This is a genomic window from Flavilitoribacter nigricans DSM 23189 = NBRC 102662, assembly GCF_002646595.1.
Taxonomy (GTDB): domain Bacteria; phylum Bacteroidota; class Bacteroidia; order Chitinophagales; family Saprospiraceae; genus Flavilitoribacter; species Flavilitoribacter nigricans.
Genome location: NZ_PDUD01000029.1, coordinates 154,858 through 179,601 on the forward strand (window position 1 = coordinate 154,858; position 24,744 = coordinate 179,601).

Annotated in this window: 21 protein-coding genes; 16 read left to right on the forward strand and 5 right to left on the reverse strand. The window is 53.5% G+C overall.

Going from position 1 to position 24,744, the window contains the following annotated elements; all coding sequences use genetic code 11:
• The first annotated feature begins 348 nt into the window (after window positions 1-348).
• The 6 genes from CRP01_RS25020 to CRP01_RS25045 all read left to right on the forward strand — a co-directional run bounded on the left by CRP01_RS25020 (window position 349) and on the right by CRP01_RS25045 (window position 6,123).
• Window positions 349-1,311: an NADH-quinone oxidoreductase subunit B family protein gene (locus CRP01_RS25020; protein WP_099152849.1), complete on the forward strand. Its 963-nt coding sequence runs from the start codon at window positions 349-351 to the stop codon at window positions 1,309-1,311.
• Window positions 1,312-1,355: 44 nt separating this feature from the next.
• Window positions 1,356-2,951, forward strand: coding sequence for a nickel-dependent hydrogenase large subunit (locus CRP01_RS25025; protein WP_099152850.1), 1,596 nt, complete (start codon window positions 1,356-1,358; stop codon window positions 2,949-2,951).
• A gap of 262 nt (window positions 2,952-3,213) precedes the next feature.
• Window positions 3,214-3,708, forward strand: coding sequence for a hydrogenase maturation protease (locus tag CRP01_RS25030; protein ID WP_222845806.1), 495 nt, complete (start codon window positions 3,214-3,216; stop codon window positions 3,706-3,708).
• Window positions 3,709-3,796: 88 nt separating this feature from the next.
• Window positions 3,797-4,165, forward strand: coding sequence for a hypothetical protein (locus tag CRP01_RS25035; protein ID WP_099152851.1), 369 nt, complete (start codon window positions 3,797-3,799; stop codon window positions 4,163-4,165).
• A gap of 56 nt (window positions 4,166-4,221) precedes the next feature.
• Window positions 4,222-5,748, forward strand: a complete 1,527-nt coding sequence (locus CRP01_RS25040) for a tetratricopeptide repeat protein (RefSeq protein WP_099152852.1) — start codon at window positions 4,222-4,224, stop codon at window positions 5,746-5,748.
• Between the two features lie 6 nt (window positions 5,749-5,754).
• Complete coding sequence (locus CRP01_RS25045; RefSeq protein ID WP_099152853.1) at window positions 5,755-6,123, forward strand: hydrogenase maturation nickel metallochaperone HypA/HybF; 369 nt, start codon at window positions 5,755-5,757, stop codon at window positions 6,121-6,123.
• Here CRP01_RS25045 and CRP01_RS25050 read toward each other — a convergent pair.
• Entirely contained in the window at window positions 6,087-7,184 is a 1,098-nt protein-coding gene (locus CRP01_RS25050; RefSeq protein ID WP_099152854.1) for an SO2930 family diheme c-type cytochrome, read from the reverse strand. The genes CRP01_RS25045 and CRP01_RS25050 overlap by 37 nt on opposite strands.
• Window positions 7,185-7,221: 37 nt before the next feature.
• Window positions 7,222-8,478, reverse strand: a complete 1,257-nt coding sequence (locus CRP01_RS25055) for a parallel beta-helix domain-containing protein (RefSeq protein WP_099152855.1) — start codon at window positions 8,476-8,478, stop codon at window positions 7,222-7,224.
• A 255-nt stretch (window positions 8,479-8,733) separates the two neighbouring features.
• Between CRP01_RS25055 and hypB the strand changes: the two genes are divergently transcribed.
• The 10 genes from hypB (at window position 8,734) to CRP01_RS25105 (ending at window position 17,377) form a co-directional block, all read left to right on the forward strand.
• On the forward strand, window positions 8,734-9,456 hold the full coding sequence (gene hypB, locus CRP01_RS25060) for a hydrogenase nickel incorporation protein HypB (RefSeq protein ID WP_099152856.1): 723 nt from the start codon (window positions 8,734-8,736) through the stop codon (window positions 9,454-9,456).
• A 2-nt stretch (window positions 9,457-9,458) separates the two neighbouring features.
• Entirely contained in the window at window positions 9,459-11,798 is a 2,340-nt protein-coding gene (gene hypF / locus CRP01_RS25065; RefSeq protein WP_170110532.1) for a carbamoyltransferase HypF, read from the forward strand.
• Entirely contained in the window at window positions 11,789-12,064 is a 276-nt protein-coding gene (locus CRP01_RS25070) for a HypC/HybG/HupF family hydrogenase formation chaperone (protein ID WP_099152858.1), read from the forward strand. The genes hypF and CRP01_RS25070 overlap by 10 nt, the downstream gene beginning before the upstream one ends.
• Window positions 12,065-12,137: 73 nt before the next feature.
• The gene (gene hypD, locus CRP01_RS25075) at window positions 12,138-13,250 is read left to right on the forward strand and encodes a hydrogenase formation protein HypD (RefSeq protein WP_099152859.1); all 1,113 of its coding nucleotides are present in this window, start codon (window positions 12,138-12,140) and stop codon (window positions 13,248-13,250) included.
• 111 nt (window positions 13,251-13,361) lie between these two features.
• Complete coding sequence (gene hypE / locus CRP01_RS25080; protein ID WP_233752751.1) at window positions 13,362-14,420, forward strand: hydrogenase expression/formation protein HypE; 1,059 nt, start codon at window positions 13,362-13,364, stop codon at window positions 14,418-14,420.
• Window positions 14,421-14,463: 43 nt separating this feature from the next.
• The gene (locus CRP01_RS25085) at window positions 14,464-14,871 is read left to right on the forward strand and encodes a group III truncated hemoglobin (RefSeq protein ID WP_099152861.1); all 408 of its coding nucleotides are present in this window, start codon (window positions 14,464-14,466) and stop codon (window positions 14,869-14,871) included.
• Window positions 14,855-15,955: an NHL repeat-containing protein gene (locus CRP01_RS25090; RefSeq protein ID WP_222845807.1), complete on the forward strand. Its 1,101-nt coding sequence runs from the start codon at window positions 14,855-14,857 to the stop codon at window positions 15,953-15,955. Before CRP01_RS25085 ends, CRP01_RS25090 begins: the two co-directional genes overlap by 17 nt.
• Before the next feature lie 10 nt (window positions 15,956-15,965).
• The gene (locus CRP01_RS25095; RefSeq protein WP_099152862.1) at window positions 15,966-16,586 is read left to right on the forward strand and encodes an urease accessory protein; all 621 of its coding nucleotides are present in this window, start codon (window positions 15,966-15,968) and stop codon (window positions 16,584-16,586) included.
• Window positions 16,587-16,590: 4 nt separating this feature from the next.
• A complete protein-coding gene (locus CRP01_RS25100) occupies window positions 16,591-16,824 on the forward strand; it encodes a hypothetical protein (RefSeq protein ID WP_099152863.1) in 234 nt (77 codons plus the stop codon).
• Window positions 16,817-17,377, forward strand: a complete 561-nt coding sequence (locus CRP01_RS25105) for a bifunctional nuclease family protein (protein WP_099152864.1) — start codon at window positions 16,817-16,819, stop codon at window positions 17,375-17,377. Before CRP01_RS25100 ends, CRP01_RS25105 begins: the two co-directional genes overlap by 8 nt.
• A gap of 265 nt (window positions 17,378-17,642) precedes the next feature.
• On the opposite strand, the gene CRP01_RS25110 is transcribed toward CRP01_RS25105, so the two are convergent.
• The 3 genes from CRP01_RS25110 to CRP01_RS25120 form a co-directional block, all read right to left on the reverse strand.
• On the reverse strand, window positions 17,643-18,563 hold the full coding sequence (locus CRP01_RS25110) for a transglutaminase family protein (RefSeq protein WP_099152865.1): 921 nt from the start codon (window positions 18,561-18,563) through the stop codon (window positions 17,643-17,645).
• Window positions 18,560-21,103 carry a circularly permuted type 2 ATP-grasp protein gene (locus CRP01_RS25115; RefSeq protein ID WP_099152866.1) on the reverse strand — a complete coding sequence of 848 codons (2,544 nt, stop codon included), beginning with the start codon at window positions 21,101-21,103 and terminating at the stop codon, window positions 18,560-18,562. Before CRP01_RS25115 ends, CRP01_RS25110 begins: the two co-directional genes overlap by 4 nt.
• A 111-nt stretch (window positions 21,104-21,214) precedes the next feature.
• Complete coding sequence (locus CRP01_RS25120) at window positions 21,215-24,559, reverse strand: transglutaminase family protein (protein WP_099152867.1); 3,345 nt, start codon at window positions 24,557-24,559, stop codon at window positions 21,215-21,217.
• Window positions 24,560-24,744 lie beyond the last annotated feature (185 nt).

The window sequence follows — 24,744 nt, forward strand, 5'->3', positions numbered from 1 at the left end:
TAGTACAATCCGGAAGCGGTGGAAAAGTGTATAAGTTTAAAAGTGTGAACGCAAAGCATCCGGATACCTAACGTTGCCATTCACACTCTAGCACATTAAAACATTAACACTTTCACACATTCACACATTCACACATTCACACCTTAGCACATTAAACCTATTTAGATTAATTCTCAATTAGTATTCATTTTCTAGAAATTAGGTGTTTTTTTCTAAAAAAATTAGAAAACATTTTCTAATCCTCCATTTATGACTATATTTGGCAAGCAATAATTTTACTGGAATAGAATTTTGTATATCCCGTATCTACAAAACATATTTCAGCCTAATGAAAAAACTCCTAATACTATGGCAAACGTTTTATGGCTACAGGGAGGTGCATGCAGCGGCAACACCATGTCTTTCCTCGATGCCCAGGAACCGACGGTAGTAGAATTGATCGTTGATTTCGGTATCAATATTCTATGGCATCCGACCGTTGGTCTGGAGATCGGCCATCAGGTCAGCGATCTGCTTAACGACTGCATTTCCGGTAAAACCCAATTAGACATTTTCGTTTTTGAAGGATCGGTGGTGGAAGGTCCGAACGGTACCGGCCAGATGAACTATTTTGCAGACCGCCCCATGAAAGACTGGGTGAAGGAGCTTTCCGATGCCGCCCAGTATGTGGTAGCCATTGGCGACTGCGCCACCTGGGGAGGTATACCCGCCGTGCCGCCCAATCCGAGTGAGTCCACGGGTATGCAGTTCCACAAAAAGCAAAAAGGCGGTTTCCTCGGTGGTGACTTCGTATCGAAAGGCGGCCTGCCGGTGATCAACATTCCCGGTTGCCCCGCGCACCCGGACTGGATCACCCAGATCCTGGTGGCGATCTCTACCGGCCGGATCGGCGACGTACTGATCGATGATTATCACCGTCCGCGTACCTTTTTCACGGATTTCGTGCAAACCGGTTGCCCCAATGCCCGCAGCTTCGCCGAAAAGATCGAGGGCGGCTTCGGTAAAAGAGGCCACGGTTGTCTGTTTTACGAAGTCGGTTGCCGCGGACCGATGACGCGGGCCAGTTGTAACCGGATCCTCTGGAACCGCCAATCCAGTAAAACCCGGGCCAATCACCCTTGTCTGGGCTGTACGGAACCGGGCTTCCCCCACCACGACCTCAAAAAAGGCAGTGTATTCAAGACAATGAAGTATCTTGGCTTCCTACCGCAAGAAGTTCCGGAAGGAGAAAGCAAGCTCATGTACTGGTTCAAGGCCGGGGTGGGCAAATTCTCGCCATCACCTTCCGAGTTGAAGGAACACTCCAAGTAGAACGGGTGACCAACATTAGACAACCAATTTAAACAACACATAAAATGGCTTTAAAAGAACTTAATATATCGCCTGTAGGCCGTGTAGAAGGAGATCTCGATGTAAAGGTGTATATGGAAAACGGCGTGGTTACCCGCGCCCACACCCAGGCGGCTATGTTTCGGGGATTTGAAAAGATCCTGGCCGGGAAAGACCCCCAATCGGGCCTGATCGTAACGCCGCGTGCCTGTGGTATCTGCGGTGGATCCCACCTGTACTGTGCGTCTTCCGCACTGGATGTAGCGTGGAAAACCACCCTGCCGCCCAACGCCCTGCTGATGCGGGCTATCGGTCAGGCAGCCGAAACGACCCAAAGTATACCACGCTGGTTTTACGCCATCTTCGCCACGGATATGGCCAACAAAAAATTCGCCAACAAACCGCTGTACCAGGAAGTGGTTAAGCGCTTCGCCGCTTACGTAGGTACGTCTTTCCAGAGCGGGGTGACGGCCAGTGGCCGACCGGTGGAAGTGTACGCGCTTTTCGGCGGGCAGTGGCCGCACTCCAGCTATATGATCCCCGGCGGGGTGATGTGCGCGCCGACCCTGAAGGACATCACCCGGGCCCACGCGATCATGAACCAGTTCCGGAACGACTGGCTGGAAACGATCTGGCTGGGCTGCTCCATCGAACGCTATATGGAGATCCAGTCCTGGGATGACCTCATGGAATGGCTCGAAGAGAACGAATCCCACCGCAACAGCGACCTGGGCCTCTTCCTGCGGGCCGGCCTGGAATTCGGCCTGGATAAATTCGGACAGGGCGTCGGTAAATATCTTGCCTGGGGTACTTATCTGCACAAGGATATGTACAACAAACCGACCATCGAAGGCCGGAACCCGGCCACGATCAGTCCATCCGGATTCTTCGACGGCGAAAAATACTACGACGCGGACCAGAAGCAGGTAGCGGAACACATCAAGCACGCCTGGTATACCCACCAGGAGGAAGGGCTGCACCCCTTCGATGAACCCATTCCGACTACCTCCATGGATATCCACAATCTCGAAAATTCCGACTTCGGCGGAAAATACAGCTGGTCCAAAGCACCGCGCTTTATGGGCCATGCGGCGGAAACCGGTCCCCTGGCCCGGGTGATCATGGCCGCTAATCCTGCTAACAAAGAACACCAATTCCGGGATCCGCTATTCGGCGATATTATGAAGCGAATGGGTCCTTCCGTCTTTACCCGGGTACTGGCCCGTATGCACGAAGCACCGCGCCTTTACCTCAAGATCAACGAATGGCTGAGCCAGGTACGCCTGGACGATGAGTTCTACATCAAACCCACCGAACAGGACGGTATCGGCTGGGGTGCGACCGAAGCCGCCCGCGGTGCCCTCGCCCACTGGATCAAGATCAAGAACGGCGTGATCGAAAACTATCAGATCATTGCGCCCACTACCTTCAATGTCGGTCCGAACGATAAGGACGGCAATCCCGGTCCGATCGAATCGGCCCTGGAAGGAACGGAGATCGAAGATCCGCACGATCCGGTGGAAGTAGGCATGGTTGCCCGCTCTTTCGACAGTTGTCTGGTGTGCACCGTTCACGCCCACGACAATAAGACCGGCAAGCAACTGGCTAAATTTAAATTGTAATAACCACTCTTCTCCTATCAGGTATGCGGGGTGCGGAATGCGGGCAATTTCTGCCGTTATTGCGCATCCCGCTGCTTATTGAGGATACGGAGAGCCTGGAAATTTGGAATCAGGACGGTGCGCTGCACCTGGAAATATCGGTCCTGTCCTATTCTGTAGCTATGACGGTGCGCTGCACCTATTATCACTAATGGTTTGTTGGCATAAACACTTATAACTCCCCCGGTTCATTTTTCTTCCGTAAATTGAGCGATCATAAACTATGGATATCAGCATCGATAAAATGGTAAAAAAAACGGCGGTACTCGGTTTCGGCAATCCCGTCCGGGCCGACGACGGCGTAGGCATCTACGTGATCGAACAGCTACAGGCGGCCATGCCGCCGGACGAGTCCGTCAGTGTATTCGATATGGGGACTTCGGCCTTTGAAGTGCTTTTTCAGTTGCGGGGTCACGACCGGATCATTCTGGTGGACGCCGTGATCAATTCCGAAGAAGCAGTCGGCAGTGTATTCAAACTGCCGGCCTCGGAAGTAGAAGGCAAGATCGAAGACGACCCGCTCGTCTTTTTGCACGGCCTGAAATGGCACCAGGCGCTTTCCTACGCCCGGAAAATGCTCGGCGCAGATTACCCCGAAGAGATCGATGTTTATCTCATTGCCATTGAAAATACCAGCTTCAACGTCGGTATGGGTGAGGCCGCAAAACAGGGTGGTGACCGGGTAGTTCAGCTTCTGCTGGACGAATTCAGCGGCTAGCCGGACTCTCTGGCTACGATCAGTACTAACGTGAAACTGGTTTCGGATACTCTCCAACCACTTACGTCGGTTAAAAAACGAATGCGATATGTTTATACCACCGAAGAAATACATCGATGAGCTCCAGGCACAGCCGCAAGCCGCCAGTCAGGTACGCCTGCGGGCGGCTCATCTACTGATCGACCGGGAGACGGCCGCCGTCGTATTCGGTGAGGCCGGCAATGCCTACCTCGTCTATTATCCCGACCGGCATACGCTTTTGCTGGCTGCGGGCGATGACGAAATGTTTAAGGACCTGCACAAAGCCAAAAAACACCTGCTGAAATCCCGGAGTGCCGCCGGGGACCGTTCGGTGGCCCTGCACGAGATCCTGATCGACCATCAGATCGACGACCGGGATCGCGACCTGGTTTACGAATTCCAGGCCGGACTGGGTATACTCCGGGTACAACTTTAAACCTTCGCCCTATTCTATTTCGGAAATAAATCCACCCCGCTCAAAGCAAGCACAGCATGTTAGATATTTTCGCTTCTGATAACACGATAGAACTGGTCCGGGAGATCATCGCTTCCGAAGAGCGCCTGGATGAACTGGTTAGTGTACACCACTCGCTAGAAAGCGCACCAACCGACCGTGCGGATAGTCTGGTCGTAGATGCCCGTGGGATCAGTCAGCCGATCGACTGGGCCAATCTGGCTCCCCCCTATCTGTTGCCGCAGGGCATTCCCCTCTCCCCGGCTACCCTGTTGGGACTTATTTTCAGCAAGCTGGATAATGGGGAAAAGGCATGGCATTACCTGAAAACGCACCCTTCACTGATCTTCGAGACCGGGCTGGCCAGCCGCCTGCAGTACGGCTATGAGATCGATCTCTCCGAGCTCACCGATCTGAAGGATACAGCCGATCCGGTCACACCATTTGAACAATACCGGAGAATCCATAACATAGCCATCGTCGGGCACTACGGTTACCTGCAATCCGGCATTCAGATAGAAACGCTAAAAGCATACTACCAACAGGCGCTCGCCGACGCTCCCAATGCCGCATACCGGGCCTATTCGCTCCAGCACTACGCCGGTTTCTTGCTGGACGGGGAAGATGCCAGATCCGCAGAAGCGCTCCTGCTCGAACAACTGGAGCAGGACCTTCCAGAGGCCGCCCGGATCAGTCTGAAAAGGATGCTGACGGATGCCTGGATGAAACAACTCACCGTACCTTACGATCAGGATCTGCTGCACCGGCTCAAACAAACCCTCTGGGAAGTCCTCCAATACAATGAACAACACGACCGCCGGGCGGAAACCGGCCTGCTGCTGATCGACGCCGCTCATATTGCCAATATTTCCGAAAGTTTCTCCGAAGCGCTGGGCTATATCAGCCGGGCCATCGGCATTTTTGAATCCGAAGAGCTGGAAGAACTGGCCGGACAGGCCCATCTCCGAAAAGGCACCCTGCTTTATACCTGGGCGCAACAGGGTAATCCGCAGTTTTACAAGCCGGCCATCGAGAGTTACCAGCAGGCTTTGAAGGTGTTCCGGCAGGAGGAAACGCCCGACGTATTCGCCGATATTCACCACAATCTGGCCGTACTCTATTCGGAAATGCCGGCCGACAGTAAGAAGAAAGGGATCTGGGCCGGAGTTGCTTCCGCTTCTTTTCAGGAAGCGCTACAGTATTACACCAAAGATTTCTTCCCTTACGAATACGGAATGATCTGTAACAACTACGGCAATGCACTCACCAAATTTCCACAGGCTATCCATTCCGACAATTACGAAAAAGCCCTTTTTTACTACCAGGAAGCGCTACAGGTGCGCACGGCGGCTTATCCTTACGAAAGAGCGATCACTCTGCTCAACTACCTGGAAGCCAGCTGGAAAGTAAGTAACGATACCGACGATTTCAACGAAAAGCGTTTTCGGGATATGGTGGCCAAGGCGCAGGAAGTAAAACAACTGGTCGGAGAAGCCGATATGATCCGGGAAGCCGACAAACACCTCGAACTTCTGGAACAATTGAAAACCGCAGCGGTAAAATAAGGCAGCATGCACGAAATATCTCTCGTCCGATCTATTTTCAATACCCTGGAGGCGGAGTTCTCGGCGGAAGAACTCGGTAGGCTCAATACCATTGAACTGCAGGTCGGCCTGCTATCCAACGTAGAACCGGTGCTGATGCAAAACGCCTTTGAGGCCGTGACCACCGCCGAAAATAAATTCCGGGAAGTATCGCTCCGGGTGAATACCGTCCCCATTGAGATCCACTGTGCGGATTGTGGGGTCAATTCTACGATCAGCGACTACAAATTCGTCTGTGCCTCCTGCGGTCGTCCCAACAACAATGTGGTAAAAGGCATGGAATTACTTATTCACCGGGTTCATTTTGACGAAGAGGCGGGCGCTCCGCTGACCTGAGCGGGGTTCTCCAGTTCCAGGCTTTTTATCCAGTCACTGATCAATGCTACTCCTTCCTCGTGCACCATTCTGCGGCCCAGTTCGGGCATCATTGCTCCCGGATCTGTTGAGCGCATCCGGTACACCATGATGGATGCTTCGGGATCTCCCGGTACAATAGAATAGGTATTGCCTCCCGTTCCGGCTCCGGCCGATACCGTCGGCTTGAAGATGCCCAGGGAACGATCCAGTTTGGCCCCGGCCGTCAGAGTGAGGCCAGAGGTATTGGCGGCACCTTCCGGGTGGTGGCAGTGGCCGCAGTTCACATCCAGATAAGCCAGAGCTCTTTCCTGCAGATCGCCGCCTCCCGGCTGATCCCAGGCCGCCAGCACGGGGTGTTCCGCTTCCGGGACATAGCCGCTGAGATACCCCACTTCGGTCCATTTGACCAACTGGTTTTTCGCACCGTCCGCATAAGCGAAATCCCGGTTCAGGTTCGCTACCTTGGGGCCGATGGGCACCAGTTCCTCCGCTCTGGCGTGGCAGTTCTTGCACTGGTTCTTATTTGGAATGATGTAGTTGACTTGTTGGGCCTTTCCCTGTTTGTTCACCCACGCTACTTCTTTAATATCGCCGGTCACTTTCAGGTAAGCCTCCGTCTGGGCGTCATCCCAGATGTAGCCGAGGGCTTCCCAATTCTCGCCGCGATGGATTAGCAGTCGGGTTTCCAGGATCCGTCGCCCCTTTGCCGCTGCGGTCTCATCGTTCTCGTAGTAAAAATTCTTGATCAGCACGGTGCCTTCCGGAAAGTCCAACACGCCCGCCCCGGTGTAGCGGGCACTTTTTCCCGGAGGCATCCAGACGAAACGGGCCTTATGGGCGTAATCCGAGAACAGTGGGGTGTTCAGATCGTAGGGCAGTACGCCGGCACTGGGCTGCAGATCCGCTGGGTTTCCCGCGAAGAATCCGTACGCAGACAGCTTTTCGGGAGGCGTTTGCGGGACGTTTACCGATTGACTGCCGCAGCCGGCACCCAGCATTCCCAGGATGATCAGGATCAAGGATGTCTTGTTCTTTTTCATTTTTTCTATCATTACACCATGTACAGCTTTTCCCAAATTACTCCTGCGCCAGCCACTCATCGTGGGCACTCGTATCGAAATCTTCCAGTTCGCAATCGAAAAGGCTCATATCGTTATTCATATTTCCGGCGATCGCTTCGGGTTCGGCACCAAGCCCGGCATTGAGATTGACGAAGCGGACCTCGCCGTTATTACGAATGCAATAGCCGGCCGGCCGACCGGTCTCATCCGTTTCCGTGGGTTTAAAGATACCGTCCGTAACGATGTCCACCGACTGGCCGCCCAGTACCGCCGTGAGCAGTTTACCGTAATCCGTGGTATTGTCCGGCGGTCCGGCGTTGCCCGAGATCTCATTATCGTGAATATGAATATTGCTGCAGAAGGGATCGTAGGCTTCCGATTCGTAGGGCAGGCCGGTGAATAACCAGCTGTTTACCGCAATACCCAGGGTTTTGTGGTTCCTGATGACGTTGTCGTGCATTTCAATATTGGAGTGCGCCATGATGATCATCCCGGAACCGGGAGGAATGGAGCTGACCACCATGCCCTCGGGAGCAAAATTCTCCCCGTTGTTGTCCTCCATGGTGTTGTTGTAAAACTTGATCTTATCGCCGTTAGCCTGGGGCAGGTCGGGCATATCGAAGATGAGCATTCCGCCGGCATTGTTTTTGGCCAGGTTGTTGTAGACCTCACCGGTGATGGTATTTTCGATCTCCAGTCCGGCTACGTTGTTGTGTACGTAGTTGTCGCGCACCACCACATTCCGGGACTGCCCCACGTAGATACCGGCATCCATGGCGTAGGAAACTTCACATTTTTCCATCAACACATTGGTGCTGCTCACCGGATAGAGACCGTAGGCCCCGTTGGACGCGCTTTTACCGCCGGTCCAGCTGGCTTCCAGGTCGCGCATGATCACATTTTCGCATCCCTGCACCTTGATGGCGTCCCCTTTCGAATCGTGGACGCTAAAGCCCTCCAAGGTCACCTCTTTTACATTTTTGATCAACATACCCTGGGCTCCTTCGATCTGCCCCTTAAAGGACAAGACCGTTTTCCCTTTTCCGGCACCTTTGATCGTAATCCCGGACAGATCGGCCAGGGAAAGCTCTCGCTGAAAATCAAATTTGCCCTCCGGGAGCAGGATCTCTTCGCCGTCCTGGGCGTTGATGAGCCGTTCCTGCAGATCGGTAACCAGGGTTGCTGCGTCCATTACTGCTGTACCCTGCGGTTCATCACCACAGGCGGTCCAGCTTACCGCTGTAACGAGAAGGAAAAATAGATGCCGTTTCATAATTTTTTAGTTTTAGGTGGTCCGACGAATATACTGCTAATCTGGGCTTGTGTGGGTAAGAGACCGTTTTAAAATCATTCCACAATGGCCATTTATAGAATTAGAAATTATTTTCTAATTATTAGAATTATTTTTCTAATTCAATCAGGGGACTTAACTTACGCACCACCGGAAGCAAGACACACAATAAGGCCGGGCTTTTTCTAAAAAAGAGTAAATTTAGTGGAATCCTTAATCAACAAGTTCTCTAACCATATGGATCAAGTACAGAAGTCCAGCAAAGCCGCCAGAGGCACCGTCACCTGTGACAATTCTACCATGCACCTGCTCAAGGCCAATGATTTCGTTGCGGAAAGCATTCGCAAACAGATGGCCTCCCAGAATACCCTGATGATCAATATAACCTCTTCGGCCGGAAGCGGTAAAACCACACTCCTACAGGAGACCGCCCGCCGTATCGGGGATAAAATAAACATGAAAATACTGGTTGGCGACCTGGAAACCGAACGCGATGCCGATCGCCTACGGGATGTGGGTGTAGACGCCCTGCAAATCGTTACGGGCGGCATCTGTCACCTGGAAGCCCAGATGGTCTGGCAGGCTATGGAAAACCTCGACCTGGATGGTGTGGACCTCCTGATCGTGGAAAATGTCGGCAATCTGGTCTGCCCCGCTTCTTTTGACCTCGGCGAGGACTACCGGGTAACTTTGATAGCCACGACGGAGGGAGATGATAAACCCAAAAAGTATCCCCGTATGTTCCTCACCAGCGAACTGATGCTGGTCTCCAAAGTGGATCTCCTACCCTATCTGCCCTTCTCCGTAGACGCAGTAGTCGCGGATGCCCGCGACGTCAATCCGAACATCGATGTACTGGAGATCTCCAGCACGGCAAATGTCGGCATCGACGAGTGGTGCGACTGGTTGCTGGAAAGAGTGGAGGAGAAAAAGGGCGTTGCTACCGCAGCAAAGGTCTAGTCTTGAAAAGCTGGCATCTCCATATCAAAGGCCAGGTACAGGGTGTGGGTTTTCGGCCCTTCGTGTACCAACTGGCCCTGCAACAGCAACTGCACGGTTGGGTGAACAATACCGTGGACGGCGTCCATGTCGTATTCCATGCGGACGCAGAGACGGCCCATACCTTTACCGGAGCCATCCTGGACCGGGCGCCCCGGCTGGCCCGCATCACCTCCCACCGGCTCCGGCCGACGGAGGATCAGACCTTTACTGATTTTCAGATCATTCACAGTCATACAGAGGGGGAAGTGCAACTGATGCTTACGCCGGATTTTGCCCTCTGCGATACCTGCCGGACCGAACTCCATGAGACCGGCAATCGCCGCAAGGACTATCCCTTCATCACCTGCACCCATTGCGGCCCCCGTTTCTCGATCAGCCGGCAACTGCCCTACGACCGGGAAACCACCACGATGGCTGCTTTTACGATGTGCCCGGAATGCCAGGAAGAATACCACGATCCGACAGATCGCAGATACTACTCACAAACCAATTCCTGTCCGGCCTGCGCCGTGACTTTATACCTCAGCGACCACCAACTAAAAACCGTCAGTGAGGATGTTTCGGTTATCATCGAACGGGTGTGCCAATACTGGCATGCCGGTAAGATCGTCGCCATCAAAGGGATCGGCGGCTACCTGCTCACCTGTGATGCCCGGAACCGGGAAAGCATTGCAGTATTGCGCGCCCGAAAGCATCGGCCGGATAAACCTTTCGCCCTGATGTACCCGTCCGAGCATGCGGTATTAGAGGACCTGGATGCCCGGGAAGAAGAACTGACGGAATTATCCGGAAGTTGCGCACCGATCGTATTGCTGCCCCTGAAAGAACAGCATACGTTGGAAAACAGTCGGGCGGAGATCGCACCGGGCCTGTCCCGGATCGGGGTAATGCTGCCCTATACACCAATTTTTGAATTACTGCTACAGGCTTTCGGTGGACCGATCGTCGCCACAAGCGGCAATATCAGCAACGCGCCGATTGTTTTTGAGGATAAAAAAGCGCAGACCGATCTGACGGCAATCGCCGATTACCTGCTGACCAACAATCGGGAGATTGTCTTTCCCCAGGACGACAGTGTGGTACAATTCAGTCCTTTCGGGCAACAACGGATCATTTTGCGGCGCTCCCGGGGTATGGCTCCCAGCTTTTTCGATGCTCCCGCTATTCATGCCGATGGCAGCCTACTGGCGATGGGGGCGATGCTCAAGCATACCTTCAGTCTGTACCACCGGGGCAATACCTTCGTCAGTCAGTATCTGGGCGATCTGCAGCATTTTGCGACCGAGGAAAGTTGCCGGCATACGCTGGAACATTTCTTCCGGCTTTTCGATACCCAGCCCGAAATGATACTGGTCGATCAGCATCCGGACTATCCCTCTACCCTGCTGGGTAATACACTGGCGGAAAAATTCGAGGTACCGGTCAGCCGCATCCAGCACCATATCGCTCATTTTGGTGCAGTGCTGGGTGAAAACGACCTGATCGACTGTGATCATCCGGTACTGGGCGTCATCTGGGACGGCACCGGACTGGGTGACGACGGACAGATCTGGGGCGGTGAGTTTTTTCTTTATCAGCATTACGATTTTACACGCTGGGGACAGTTGGACTATTTCCCACTTCTCCTGAACGATAAAATGGCTAAAGAACCCCGGCTGGCGGCCTTATCGCTGGCCAAGGATCGGGATGCCGCTCTCCCCCTACTCCGTGATAAGTTTACTGATACTGAATGGAAAATTTATCAGAAAATTCTAACTGAGGAAGAGCAAATACAGACATCAAGTATCGGCCGTCTCTTTGACGGCATTGCGTCTCTTTTGGGTCTATCCGACCGACAGACTTACGAGGGCGAAGCGGCCATAAAACTGGAAGAGCTGGCAACTGGCTATTTCCGCCGCAACGGTTTATCCTTTGCGGATAGCTACGGACAGGATGCCCCGGTAAACCACAATCTTCCGACCCGGAGCCTGGTCGCCGGTGTCGTTCATGACCTGCAGGCCGGGAAAGCCACGGATTACATTGCCGCGAAATTCCATTATTCTCTGATCGACCGGATCAGGAGGATAGCAGATGCTTACTACTTCCGGCATATCGCCTGCAGCGGGGGCGTTTTTCAGAACGGCCTGCTGGTCGATCTGCTCCGGCATCATTTGCCGGCGAATTACCAGCTCTATCTCCATCGCGACCTGTCGCCCAATGATGAGAATATATCCTTCGGTCAGTTGATGTGTCACCAGATCGAAATCCTGAAAAAATCCAACGTAAATCTGGATCATAAATACCAAAACGTATGTGTTTAGCAATACCTGGAAAAATAAAATCGATCGAAAGCCAGTACGACGGACTGGTCCGCATTGCGAAAGTGTCTTTTGGCGGCATTATCAAAGAAGCCAGCCTGGAGATGGTCCCGCACGCGAAAGTTGAGGACTACGTGCTGGTCCACGTCGGTGTAGCCATCAGCGTGGTGGATGAGGACGAGGCCCGGAAAACCTTCCAGTACCTCAAGGAGATGGGGGAAGTGGAAGAAGAACTGAATATCTCGGAGATGCTCCCGGATGATATCTGACGATGGCCGGTTACGACTTTCGTCCGTGTAGGTTCCTCATCCATTATCCAAGCTGATCAACAAAAAATAAAGTATGAAATTTCTAACCGAATACCGGAGTCCGGAGCTGGCCGAACGCTACCTCGAAGAGATCAAAAAGACCGTTACCCGCCCGTGGACGATTATGGAAGTTTGCGGCGGTCAAACGCACAGCCTGGTGAAGAACGGCATCCTGAATATGTTGCCGCCGGAGATCAATATGGTGCACGGCCCCGGTTGCCCGGTCTGCGTAACGCCTATCAATCTCATTGACAAAGCCCTGTACCTGGCCGAAGAAAAAGGGGTGATCCTCTGCTCTTTCGGCGATATGCTGCGCGTACCCGGTTCGGAGAAAAGCCTGCTGCAGGCCAAGGCGGGTGGTGCGGATGTACGCATCCTTTATTCGCCCCTGGAGGCGGTCAAACTGGCCAAAGAAAACCCGGATAAAGAAGTCGTTTTCTTTGCGGTTGGTTTTGAGACTACCGCTCCTGCCAATGCCCTTTCGGTGATCCACGCGCACCGGCTCGGTCTGCATAACTATTCCATCCTGGCCTCGCACGTACTGGTCCCGCCGGCCATCGAGGCGGTGATGAATGACGAAGAAAGCAATATCGAAGCTTTCCTGGCCGCCGGGCACGTTTGTACCATCATGGGAATTGACGAATATTACCCGCTGGTGGATAAGTTCCGCATACCGATGGTAGTCACCGGATTCGAACCGGTTGATCTACTGCAGGGCATCCTGATGACGGTAAAGCAACTGGAAGCGGGAGAGGCCAAAGTAGAAAACCAATACAGCCGTGTGGTGCGTTCGGAAGGGAATCCCGAAGCTATCAAGGTGATCGAAAAGGTATTCCAGATCAACGACCGGGAATGGCGGGGGATCGGCACCATTCCCATGAGTGGATACGAGGTGAGAAAGGAATTTGCGGCCTTTGATGCCAATCTGAAATTTGACGTACAGATCGAAAAAACGCCCGAAAGCGAAGAGTGTATCGCGGGACTGGTCCTGAAAGGGATTAAAAAACCCAATGAATGCCCGCAGTTTGGGAAAAAATGTAAGCCGGAAATGCCACTGGGGGCTCCCATGGTGAGCTCGGAGGGCGCCTGCGCCGCTTACTATCATTTTCATCAGGCTATACAGGATCTGGAAATGGTAAATGTTTGAATGTTGAGACGTTGGAATGTTTGAACGTGGAAACGTTGGAATGTTTGAACGTTGGGAGGGGATGGATGAGCACAATAAGTTTTTTGTACGATAACATAATTATACGCCGGAATGACGGAAACGAAACTGAAAATGCAACTACAATGTCCGATGCCGAAGCTGGATTTCGACGTGATCACGCTTGGGCACGGCAGCGGTGGGCTGCTTACCAATAAACTGCTGGACAGCGGCGTGTTTGACCTGTTGCAAAATGATCTGCTGGATAAACGGCACGACGGCGCTACGCTCAGTCTGCAGGGAGCAACCGCCTTTACGACCGATAGCTTTGTGATCTCACCGATCTTTTTCCCCGGTGGGAATATCGGCGAACTGGCCGTAAACGGCACCGTGAACGACCTGGCGATGTGCGGAGCCATTCCACAGTATCTGTCGCTGAGCTTTATCATTGAAGAAGGCCTGCGGATGGAGGATTTCTGGAAAATACTGGTCTCCATCAAGTTTGCCTGCGAAGCGGCCGGGGTGCAGGTAGTTACCGGTGACACCAAAGTGGTAGAACGTGGAAAAGGCGATCAGATCTTCATCAATACCACGGGGGTCGGCCGGCTCCACGAACGGGCCCGGATCGGTACCGACCGGATCCGGCCCGGCGACCAGATCATTGTCAGCGATCAGCTGGCTACGCACGGTATTGCGATCATGTCCGTCCGAAAAGGGCTGGAATTTGAAACCAGCATCGAAAGTGATACCCGGCCGCTGCACCGTCCGGTCCGGATGCTGCTGGATAACTTTGGGCCCGAAATCCACCTGCTGCGCGATCCTACCCGTGGCGGAGTGGCTACCGTACTCAGTGAGATCGCCCGGGATACCCGGCTGGGGATTGACATTCGGCAAAAAGATATTCCGGTGGCGGAACAGGTATCCGGCGCCTGTGAGATCCTCGGACTGGACCCGCTTTACGTAGCGAACGAAGGGATCTTTCTCACGGTAGCCGATGCCAGCGTAGCCGACCGGGTAGTCGATCAACTGCGACAGGACCCAGCTTGCCGCCACGCCGCCGTGATCGGTGAAGTGGTCGAAGCTCATCCGCGGCAGGTGGTGCTGACGAGTGGCATCGGAGGAAAACGGGTGGTCAATATGCTGACCGGAGAACAACTCCCCCGGATCTGTTAATGAGCGTAACCGGGCACTGCCAGGAATGCCCTAAACAATCGCCATGATAACGAAAAAAGATATCCAAAACCGGGACGATATCATCCGGCTGATCAACGCCTTTTACGATAAGCTGCTGGATGACGAGCTGATGGCCCCACTTTTTACGGAAGTGGCCGGGGTCCGTTTGCAGGAACACCTGCCCATCCTTTACGACTTCTGGCAAAGTGTACTGTTTCAGGCCGGTAAGTACAGCCGTGACGCCATGCAACCCCATCTCGATCTGCACTTTGCCCATCCGCTCCACGATCGGCATTTCGAACGCTGGCTGGAACTCTTTAATGGCAGTGTGGACGAGCAGTTTGCCGGCGAGAAGGCCCACCAGGCCAAAGTACGGGCCTTATCCATCGCCACGGTGATCCGCATAAAGATTCATAATCTGGAAAAACAACGCCTTGAACTCAACAACTGAACAATTGGATAAAATGGTCCGCAAGACCACCCTCTTTAAGGGAGCAGCCGACAGCCCGCTGCTGGCGCCCCGGGGTGTTTTTCTCGCAGGCGGCAAGCTATTGGTAGCCGATACGGCCCAGAACCGGGTCTTTATCTGGGATCAACTCCCACAGGATACTTTCCAGACGGCCAGGGTCGTACTCGGCCAGGACGCCAAAGCCGATACCGGTCGCAATGCCAGCGGACAGGTCAATGCCTCTACCCTTTTCTACCCTTCCGGACTGTGGTCGGACGGGCAGCAACTCATCGTAGCCGACGCCTGGAACCACCGGGTGCTCATCTGGCAAACGATGCCTACCCGGGACGGGCAGCCGGCGGACGTAGTGATCGGACAGCCGGATTTTCATAGCAATGAACCGAACGTGCAGGGGATTGGCGCCACTCCCAGCAGCCGTTCACTCAACTGGCCCTACGGTGTATTCTCGGACGGGCAGCAACTCTGGATCGCCGATACCGGCAACCGGAGGATCCTGCACTTCCGCGAGATCCCCCAGGAGAATTTCACCCCGGCGGATGCCGTCATCGGGAAAGCCAGCTTTGCAGAGCGTGATTACGATCACCGGGATCCTATCTGGCCCTATTCGGTAAAGATCGGTCCCGATGGTACCATGGCCGTCACCGATACCCAATATTACCGGGTATTGCTCTGGAAAGACTGGCGCACCGCATCCCAACAACCGGCCGACGTGATCATCGGGCAGGCTTCCTTTGAAGGCAACGGGCAGAATCAGTTCGGCTGGTTCCCCCAGGCCAATACGTTGAACTGGTGCTACGATTCCTGTTTTTACGGAGACGGACTCTGGGTAGCCGATACCGGCAACAGCCGGGTACTCTGGTTTGACCGCATTCCCGATGATCACAACTCCACCGCCGATAATCTGCTCGGGCAGGATGATTTCAATACCGGCAGTGAGAACAAAAATACCATACGCAGTACCGAGGGCAGCCTGTACTGGCCCTTTCAGATCTGCATCGAGGATCAGACCATGGTGATCGCCGATACCGGCAACCACCGCATTGTAATTAACGAGCTGAACTTTTAATATCTGAGTTATGGAAGCTTCCTTCCCCTTATTGTTTGCCGCGTTCGTCGGTTTTAGTCATGCCTTTGAGGCCGACCATCTGGTGGCAGTCAGCAGTATCGTCACCCGGCGGGAACGGCTGTTGCTGGCCGTAAAGGATGGGATCTACTGGGGCCTGGGGCACACGTCCACCATCGTCCTGATCGGTCTGATCATGATCATCGGCCGGGCTACTTTCCTGGACGGGCTATTCGGCTATTTTGAAGCCACTGTGGGGCTAATGCTGGTCATTCTCGGTTTTTACCGTTTGTATCAGTACCGGCAAAATGACGGGCAGAGTGAACAGCACGATCACCCACACGAACACCAGCATCACCTGGCCTACGGCATCGGTCTGGTGCACGGCCTGGCCGGTAGCGGAGCCATGATCCTGCTGGTGATGACCGAAGTGCAGGGCAACGTAAACAGTCTGTTGTACCTGCTCATTTTCGGCATAGGGTCCATCATCGGTATGCTCGTGGCAGCCGGTATTTTCAGTCTGCCCTTTTCCCGGAAGATCACCAGCAATGAATTTCTCAAAATGGGGCTGGTACTTTTATCCTCTTTTCTCTGTATCGGCTACGGCCTCTACGTCATTATCGAAAACCTTTAGACCTATGGAAGATTACGATCCCAAAGCATTTTTGCTTTTCGGTTTACAACATTTTGGATTGCCGGTGAACACACACGAAGGGAACATGGTATATTTGGCGGGCGGTTACCAGATCGAGATCGAAGGAAAAAGCCTGTTTAAGCTCATGCAAAACGGTCAGGTGATCGGTCCTTTCGGAGGCGTAGAAGCACTTTGCAGCTTCCTCAAACAAGATATGGCATTGAATCAAAATGAATAAAATAGAACTCAACATCATTGCGCTGGCCAGCAGTGAATCCCATCCCGGCAACTTCTCACTGATCCTGGAAGAACAGAACGGATTCCGCCGCTTACCGATCATCATCGGCCCCTTTGAAGCCCAGGCGATTGCCGTTTCGCTGGAAAAAATGCAGCCCAAACGGCCCCTCACCCACGATCTTTTCAAAAATACCCTGGACGCTGCGGGCATTTCCATTACCGAGGTGATCATTTCTGATTTTAAGGAGGAGGCCTTCCACGCCCGGCTGATCGGGAAAAAGGAAGACGGAAGCGCCCTGCAGATCGATGCCCGTTCGTCCGACGCAATTGCCATGGCCATTCGCTTTGAATGTCCGATCTATACCACCGACGACATACTGCAGACCACGGGTGTGGTACTCGACAGCCCGAGTAAGGCCTTCACCAACAAGCGGGGAAAACTATCGGATTATTCGCTGGAAGAACTCGAGCGCCTGCTGGAGCAGGTACTTGCCAAAGAAGATTACGAAAGCGCCTCCCGGATACGGGATGCCATTGATAAAAAGAAAAACTAGTCTAATTGCTTTTGTTTGCTATCTGACAAACCTATCTTTAAATTCCTTATATTATTCCCCAATTCTTACGATTACAGAATTAAAATCTATTTTTAGGAGCACTTACCAACTTCTTGTAAGGATCACCGAGCACCTGCCCCCAAACCAATCATTTGGAATGACCTTTGCCCGGACCATCTAAATTTTCAAAACCAACACCAAAACCCTGAGGCTGATCACCCTTCGGAATATTATTTAATCATTGACAATTTTAGCAAACTTAATCTTATTTCAACGGGCCAGCCTCAGGCTCTTTTCCCGTCGCTCTGATCTCGCTTACCTTTCTGACATCCACGCTGACTTTCATTTGCTGTCCGCCTCCGCTGTAGACGATACCTTTCAGGGGGACAATATCCGAAAAGTCCCGGCCGATGGCCGCACGGATATGCTGATCCGCCACCAGTAGATTGTTGGTCGGATCGAACTCTACCCAGCCCAGTTCCGGGATGCAGAGGGCCACCCAGGCGTGGGAAGCATCCGCACCGACAAGTTTGGGTTTTCCCGGAGGGGGCAGCGTTTCGATGTAACCGCTTACGTAATAAGCCGCCAGGCCCAGGGATCGCAGACAGGCCAGGGCGAAGTGGGACAGATCCTGACAAACGCCTTTTTTGTGCTTAAAAACGGATTCGAGTGGAGTACTGATATCGGTAAAACCCGGGGTAAAGGTGAAGTCCCGGTTGATGCGCTGGTTGAGGTCCAACATAGCGGCCATGATCGGCCTGCCCGCCTGGAAAGACTCCAGGGCATATTCTTTCACTCCCGGTACAAAGCGGACGATCTCCGATTCCAGGTAGAACTGCCGCGTATCATTCTTAGCGTCCGTGCTCCGCAGCCAGTCGGCAACCTGCTCCCAGGGCGGCGTGGACATCGGATCTACCGCCAGCCAGCTTGGCTTCTGCAGATCGACAATACTGGTCATCCGAACGCTCAGTTCCTGATGCGGGCGCTGAATGGAGAAATAGATCCAGTGGTTTTCAAAGAAATCCTCCCGGGTGGCCTGGTAATGCGGTTCGGGAGAAATGCGACAGTCAAAGGAGATGTTTTCCTGAAATTCATTCTTCCCGGGCCCCTGACAGATCAGGTTATGGCAGAGGGATGCCGGGGACTGGTATTCATAGAGGGTTTGATGGATGACTCGGTACTTCATATTTCCGGTAAACTCGGACTTTTTACAAAGCCATACTGGTTTTGGGTTAAACTAAAGAACTGATCGATCACTAAATTGGAGGCTTCGGTTAGCAACCCCGTTACCTGATTCAAAAACTGAAATAACTTTTCACGCGCCTGGCTTTCCTCATTGACTTCCGTCAGTTCCTCCAGATCGCAAAGACGGACCATTGTGAGCGCTTCCAGTAGCTTTTTCTCGGCCGGGCTCAGATTCTGATTAACCTTATTGAGCGGCAGTTCGCGGAGATTCCGGGCGATCTGGTCGATCTGGAATACTACCGAACGCGGATTATCTTCTTCGGTGAGCAATAACTCCAGCACACCGTCGATCTTCAGGGTGGAACGGTACCGGTAGCGGTAGGTCAGCAGACTTTCGTTGCACATCAGCAACATTTCCAGCAAATTCTTCTCCTCTTCTTCTTCGTTCTTTTCAACGAGGATCGACTGCAGGATCGAACAGGTGCGAATGGCCGATTCGATAAACCGACCGATATTCAGCAGATGCCAGCTGGACTCCCGCGTCATGTTGTCAATATTCAGACCATTAAAGGCCATCAGGCGGACGATCAGACTATCGAGATGATCGAATATCTGCTGAATACTGGGATTTCCCCGACTCAGCGCGCCCCAGGCTTCCGATATGCTTTCCATGATCCGCCAGGTATCCAGGCTCAGACGGTCCCGCACGGCGTAACCGTTATCCAGGAAAGACTGCAGAGAATGTGCAATGGTACCTACCCGCCGGGGATCCGTTGCCAGCGAAATGAGTTCCTGTTCCGGATACTGCAATTTACTGGTGCCCTCTTCGGTAAAGCCCGGATCGGTGCCCGTCACGACGGTGATGGATTTGAGCAGCGTGACCAGGGTTCGGTCCTTATGGAACTGTAGTTCTTCTTCCGTTTCGTTCAGGCGCCGGAGTACGATCCGCATCAGGCGCACGTTGATCACTACCCGCTCCAGGTATCTTCCCAGCCAAAACAGGCGTTCGCCGGTCCGACTGGGCAGTACGTTGGTCAGCCGGTTGAAATTTGCCGTTTTTCTCGCCCGGTTTTCCGGACCGGGCCCCTTCTGTTTCCCAACTACCCAGGTATCCTTGCTGATCCCTCCTTTTCGGTTGGAAAGCAGAAAAACGCCCTTAGTCGTTATACTTCGGGAAAGTCCCCCCGGCATCACCTGGTAAGATTCGGTGTCCATATTGGATACCACAAAGCTCCGGAATACCGTGTTCCTGGCTTCCAGTGCACCGTTCACCAGTGCCGGCGAAGTGGAAAAATCAACTACCTCCTGGCCAACGTACAAATGGGGATGGGCCTTGATGCGAGCCCGCCATTCAGCGATCTGGCCTGCGGTCAGGTTTCCACCGTATACCGCCTGGTGCTCCTGTGAGCGGTAGATGTGTTTAACGATCAGATTCGGCAGGTTCTCCAGCACGTATTCCAACTCGGGAGACTGCCCGCACCACCAGGTTGCCACGGAGGGCAGCTTCAGTTCCTGATCGAGCAACTCCCGGGAAAGAGCCGGTAAGAAGGCCATCAATCCCGGGTTTTCCAGGATCCGGCATCCGATCGGGTTCACCACGATCACTTTTTTCTGCCGAACGGCTTCCATCAGACCGACTACCCCAAAGGTAGAATCGCCCCGAAAGGTGAGCGGGTCACTATCGATATCTACCACTTTTCGCAGAATGACGTCTACCTTCTCCAGGCCGTTGAGGGTTTTCATCCATACGTAGCCGTCACTAACCGTCAGGTCTTCGCCGAAGGCCATGGTGAATCCTAAAACGGAAGACAGGTAGGCGTGCTCAAAATAAGAGTTGCTGCTGGCTCCCGGAGACAGCAGGACGATCCGCGGATTATCCTTATTGTGCAATGGCAAATTAGCCAGTGTATTCTTTAAGGTCTGGTAGTAGGAAAACAGCTTTCGCACGTGGTTTTCCCGTAGGAGATGGGGAAAGACCCGGGTCATGGCCGCCCGGTTTTCCAGGACGTAGCCCGCACCGGAGGGCGCATCCGTCAGGTCGCGCAATACCCACATCTTCCCGTTGGGACCCCGCGCGAGATCCGCAGAATACTGGATAAGCTGATGTTTGCCCGGCATCCGGATCTTATCCGCCTGCCGCAAAAAACCTTTATGGTTATAGATAAGTTCGAAGGGAATACTACCGCTCCGGATCAGTTTACGGGGACCGTAGAGGTCCTCCAGGATCAGATTCAGCAGCTCGGCCCGCTGGCTCAATCCGGCTTCGATATTCTCCCAATCCCTTTTGGAGAACACCATCGGCACGGCATCCAGCGACCAGGGGCGGTTGCCCTCCGGATCGGCGTAGATATTATAGGTTACTCCATTCTCCCGCAATTGACGCTCTACTTCCCGTTGTTTCTGGATGATCTCTTCCAGACTCATCTTTTCGTAAGCCCGTACAAGTTTGCGCCAATGAGATCCAACCTGGCCGTCTGAAGTGATCAGTTCGTCAAAGTAGGTAGCGTGCTTTTGGTAATATTCGGATAAGGTCGTTATCATATATTTGTTGGCATAAATCCGCCTTATAAACCAGCAAGATACTGCTATTCCTGGTTTTTCATAACACCGAATCTGAGATTCTGGGTTCGCACACGGCCCGTTTTTTTACACTTAACTTTTTCTATATCTACGTAAATCCATGGTAAACGGGTACTCGGGATTCACCAGCTCTCCCGTAGCCTCATAAACCGGCAGGATGGTCATTTGGGTGACAAACCTACCGATCTGGTTGGTGCCCACCACCGTTGGCGTGATCTCATTCACCGAATGGCCGAAGTCAAAGAATCGGGATATCCGGCGCGATTCCGCCTCGTAACTGTTGACGGGGAAGGTATCGTAATTCCGTCCTCCCGGATGCGCAACGTGGTACTTACAGGCCGCAACCGACTTGCCGGTCCAGGTATCAAAAACATCAAATACCAGCGGGGTATCGATGCCGATGGTCGGGTGCAGCGCCGAAGGAGGCTGCCAGGCCCGGTAGCGGATACCGGCAACGTATTCACCGTGGGTTCCGGTATTCTTCAGTGGAATGCGAAAGCCGTTGCACAGCAGATGGTAACGGGAATCCGTAAGGCCGCTGATCTTGACCTGTACCCGCTCCAGGGACGAATCCACAAAACGGGCCGTACCCGAACTGGACATCTCCTCTCCCAGTACATGCCAGGGCTCGATCGCCGTGTGTAGTTCCAGGTGAATATTCCCTTCCCGCAGTTCCCCGAGGAAAGGGAAACGGAAACTGAAGAATGGATCAAACCAGCTGATATCGAATTCGTAACCGCCTTCGCGCAGATCGCGAACGACTTCCTTAAGATCCTGGTAGCAATAGTGAGGCAGTAGGAAGCGATCGTGCAGGGCGGTCCCCCAGCGCACCAGCTTGTGCTTATACGGTTTCTTCCAGAACAGCATGACCAGAGAGCGGATCAGCAGAAACTGCACCATACTCATCCGGTAATGCGGCGGCATGTCGAAACCGCGGAATTCCAGAATACCCAGGCGTCCGCTGCTGGAATCCGGAGAATAGAGCTTATCAATACAAAATTCCGCGCGGTGGGTATTACCGGTAATATCCACCAGCAGATTGCGGAAGATACGATCCACCAGCCAGTAGGGCACTTTATCTTCTTCCAGGTCTTCCGGTATCTGCTGGAAAGCCAGTTCCAGTTCGTACAACATCTCATCCCGGCCTTCGTCTACCCTCGGGGCCTGACTGGTCGGTCCGATGAACTGCGTTGAGAACAGATAAGACAGTACCGGATGGTGCTGCCAGTAAGTGATCAGGCTGCGCAGCAGATCGGGCCGGCGCAGCATGGGGCTGTCCGCCGGGGTCCGTCCTCCGAGCGTGATGTGGTTACCGCCACCGGTGCCGGTATGCCGACCATCCAGGTTGAATTTTTCGGACGACAGGCGCGATTCCCGGGCCTTATCGAATAGGATCTCGAAATTCCGGGTAAGGTCCGCCCAGTTCTCCGCCGGATGGATATTAACTTCGATCACTCCGGGGTCCGGTGTGACCATCATTTTTTCAATGCGTGAATCGGAAGGAGGATCGTAGCCCTCGATCAATACCGGAATGTCCAGTACTTTCGCCGTATTTTCTACGGCTTCCGTGAGCGCCAGATAGTGTTCGATGCGGCTCAGCGGCGGAAAGAATACGAACATTTTGCCTTCCCGGACTTCCACCACGATAGCCGTTTTGAAGGTCAGTTCGGTATCGGGTACGGATACGTCAGCCCGCGCCGTTTCCACCAGTTGACCCGTATTAGGCAGGGCCTCCACTTCCGCGAACAGGCTCCTTTCGGGCAGATTATCCAGCACTTCCGGATCCGATTCTTTGATCGCATCCAGTGGGAGTCGCAGTCCGACCGGGGAATTTCCCGGTACCAGAAACATCTGCTTCCGGCGGAAACCCCAATTGCAGGATTGCCAGCTCTCGGTCCCGGCCTCCCAGCGCAGGGGCAGCACCTGCCCTACGGGCTGATCCAGTCCCTGGGACAGGAGTTCGGCCAGTTTCTGGCGCTCCAGCGGGGATTTCAGATCCAGTTCGTGCGGATCCACCTGTACCGGCACTTTGCTTTCTTCCCAGATAAAGTAAAAGGGATCTTCGAAAGCCGGCCGGATAAAGCGATGGGGCAGGCCCAGTTCGTTAGACAACTGCTGAATAAACCGTCCGGCATCCTCATTGGTCAGGCCGTAATCCTTGGAGAGGTCCGCCAGCAAATGGTCTTCCCGCCAGATGGGTTGCCCGTCCTTACGCCAGTAGCAGGCCAGTTTCCAGCGGGGCAGCGGTTCTCCCGGATACCATTTCCCCTGACCGTACTGCATCAGGGAACCGGTACCAAATTCTTCTTTTAATTTATGGAACAGCACATTGGCCAGTGCTCTTTTGTGCTGACCGTCGGCGGCCGAATTCCATTCCGGAGCTTCGGTATTATCGACCGCAACGAAGGTGGGTTCGCCCCCCATCGTAAGTCGGAGATCCGACTCCTGCATTTCGCGGTCCACCTGCTCCCCAACGGCCATGATCTGCTGCCATTGGTCCTCGGTATAGGGTTTGGTCACCCGCGGCCGCTCTTCGATGCGGGTCACCTTATTTTCAAACTTGAACTCCGTTTTACAGGATTCGGCAAATCCGCTGATCGGCGCTGCACTCTGCGGATCCGGCGTACAGGCCAGCGGGATGTGCCCTTCACCGGCGAAGAGGCCGGAGGTGGGATCCAGTCCGACCCAGCCCGCACCGGGCAGATATACTTCCGTCCAGGCGTGCAGGTCCGTAAAGTCCTCTTCCGGACCGGAAGGACCATCGAGGGATTTCTGGTCTGCAGTCAGCTGCACCAGATAACCGGAAGCAAAACGGGAGGCCAGTCCCAGATGGCGGAATATCTGCGCCAGCAACCAGGCCGAATCCCGGCAGGAGCCCGAAGACAGATTCAGGGTCTCTTCGCAGGATTGCACGCCCGGCTCCATCCGGATCCGGTAGTTGATGTCCTGGTTAAGCATCTGGTTCATGGCGACCATCAGGTCCACGGTGGTCATGTCCGGTTTGATGCGTTCCCGGGCCCTGGTGAGCCAATCCTGCAGGAGCGGGCCCGCTTCCTTGATCTCGAGATAAGGCGCGAGCTGCTTCAGCACGAGATCTTCGTATTTAAAGGGAAAGTGTTCCGCGTAGTCTTCAATGAAAAAATCGAACGGATTGATCACTACCATATCGGCGATCACTTCCACGTCAACCACAAAGCGGTCTACCTTTTCCGGAAAGACCACCCGGGCCAGATAATTCCCGAAGGGATCCTGTTGCCAGTTGAGAAAGTGGTTCTTGGGTTCGATATTCAGGGAATAAGCTTTGATCGGTGTTCGCGAGTGCGGGGCCGGTCGCAGGCGGATAACCTGCGGTGACAGTTCGATCGGACGCTCGTAATGATAACTTGTAAAATGGCGAATGGCTACCTTTATGGACATAAATTCTTTTAGTTGCTAAATGGTTAAAAGCGATGGTCTCTGCACCGGTCAACACGGTAGGATATGGTACTATTATGTTCCGGAATTTTCTGAAACTTCACCAAAGCGCAAATGCGGCGTGCCGACCTACAGCCGGTTATGCACCGCAAAGCGAAATAGATCGCTACGCAGCTCTGTCTATTTTC

Bases quoted from the DNA above. Each gene is read 5' to 3' on its own strand.
- CRP01_RS25110 (WP_099152865.1), bottom strand. From the start codon at position 18,563: ATGAAGTACCGAGTCATCCATCAAACCCTCTATGAATACCAGTCCCCG.
- CRP01_RS25115 (WP_099152866.1), bottom strand. From the start codon at position 21,103: ATGATAACGACCTTATCCGAATATTACCAAAAGCACGCTACCTACTTT.
- hypB (WP_099152856.1), top strand. From the start codon at position 8,734: ATGGATCAAGTACAGAAGTCCAGCAAAGCCGCCAGAGGCACCGTCACC.
- CRP01_RS25120 (WP_099152867.1), bottom strand. From the start codon at position 24,559: ATGTCCATAAAGGTAGCCATTCGCCATTTTACAAGTTATCATTACGAG.
- CRP01_RS25095 (WP_099152862.1), top strand. From the start codon at position 15,966: ATGGAAGCTTCCTTCCCCTTATTGTTTGCCGCGTTCGTCGGTTTTAGT.
- CRP01_RS25045 (WP_099152853.1), top strand. From the start codon at position 5,755: ATGCACGAAATATCTCTCGTCCGATCTATTTTCAATACCCTGGAGGCG.
- CRP01_RS25105 (WP_099152864.1), top strand. From the start codon at position 16,817: ATGAATAAAATAGAACTCAACATCATTGCGCTGGCCAGCAGTGAATCC.
- CRP01_RS25035 (WP_099152851.1), top strand. From the start codon at position 3,797: ATGTTTATACCACCGAAGAAATACATCGATGAGCTCCAGGCACAGCCG.
- CRP01_RS25025 (WP_099152850.1), top strand. From the start codon at position 1,356: ATGGCTTTAAAAGAACTTAATATATCGCCTGTAGGCCGTGTAGAAGGA.
- CRP01_RS25085 (WP_099152861.1), top strand. From the start codon at position 14,464: ATGATAACGAAAAAAGATATCCAAAACCGGGACGATATCATCCGGCTG.
- CRP01_RS25020 (WP_099152849.1), top strand. From the start codon at position 349: ATGGCAAACGTTTTATGGCTACAGGGAGGTGCATGCAGCGGCAACACC.
- CRP01_RS25030 (WP_222845806.1), top strand. From the start codon at position 3,214: ATGGATATCAGCATCGATAAAATGGTAAAAAAAACGGCGGTACTCGGT.
- CRP01_RS25050 (WP_099152854.1), bottom strand. From the start codon at position 7,184: ATGAAAAAGAACAAGACATCCTTGATCCTGATCATCCTGGGAATGCTG.
- CRP01_RS25055 (WP_099152855.1), bottom strand. From the start codon at position 8,478: ATGAAACGGCATCTATTTTTCCTTCTCGTTACAGCGGTAAGCTGGACC.
- CRP01_RS25040 (WP_099152852.1), top strand. From the start codon at position 4,222: ATGTTAGATATTTTCGCTTCTGATAACACGATAGAACTGGTCCGGGAG.
- hypE (WP_233752751.1), top strand. From the start codon at position 13,362: ATGACGGAAACGAAACTGAAAATGCAACTACAATGTCCGATGCCGAAG.
- hypD (WP_099152859.1), top strand. From the start codon at position 12,138: ATGAAATTTCTAACCGAATACCGGAGTCCGGAGCTGGCCGAACGCTAC.
- CRP01_RS25070 (WP_099152858.1), top strand. From the start codon at position 11,789: ATGTGTTTAGCAATACCTGGAAAAATAAAATCGATCGAAAGCCAGTAC.
- CRP01_RS25100 (WP_099152863.1), top strand. From the start codon at position 16,591: ATGGAAGATTACGATCCCAAAGCATTTTTGCTTTTCGGTTTACAACAT.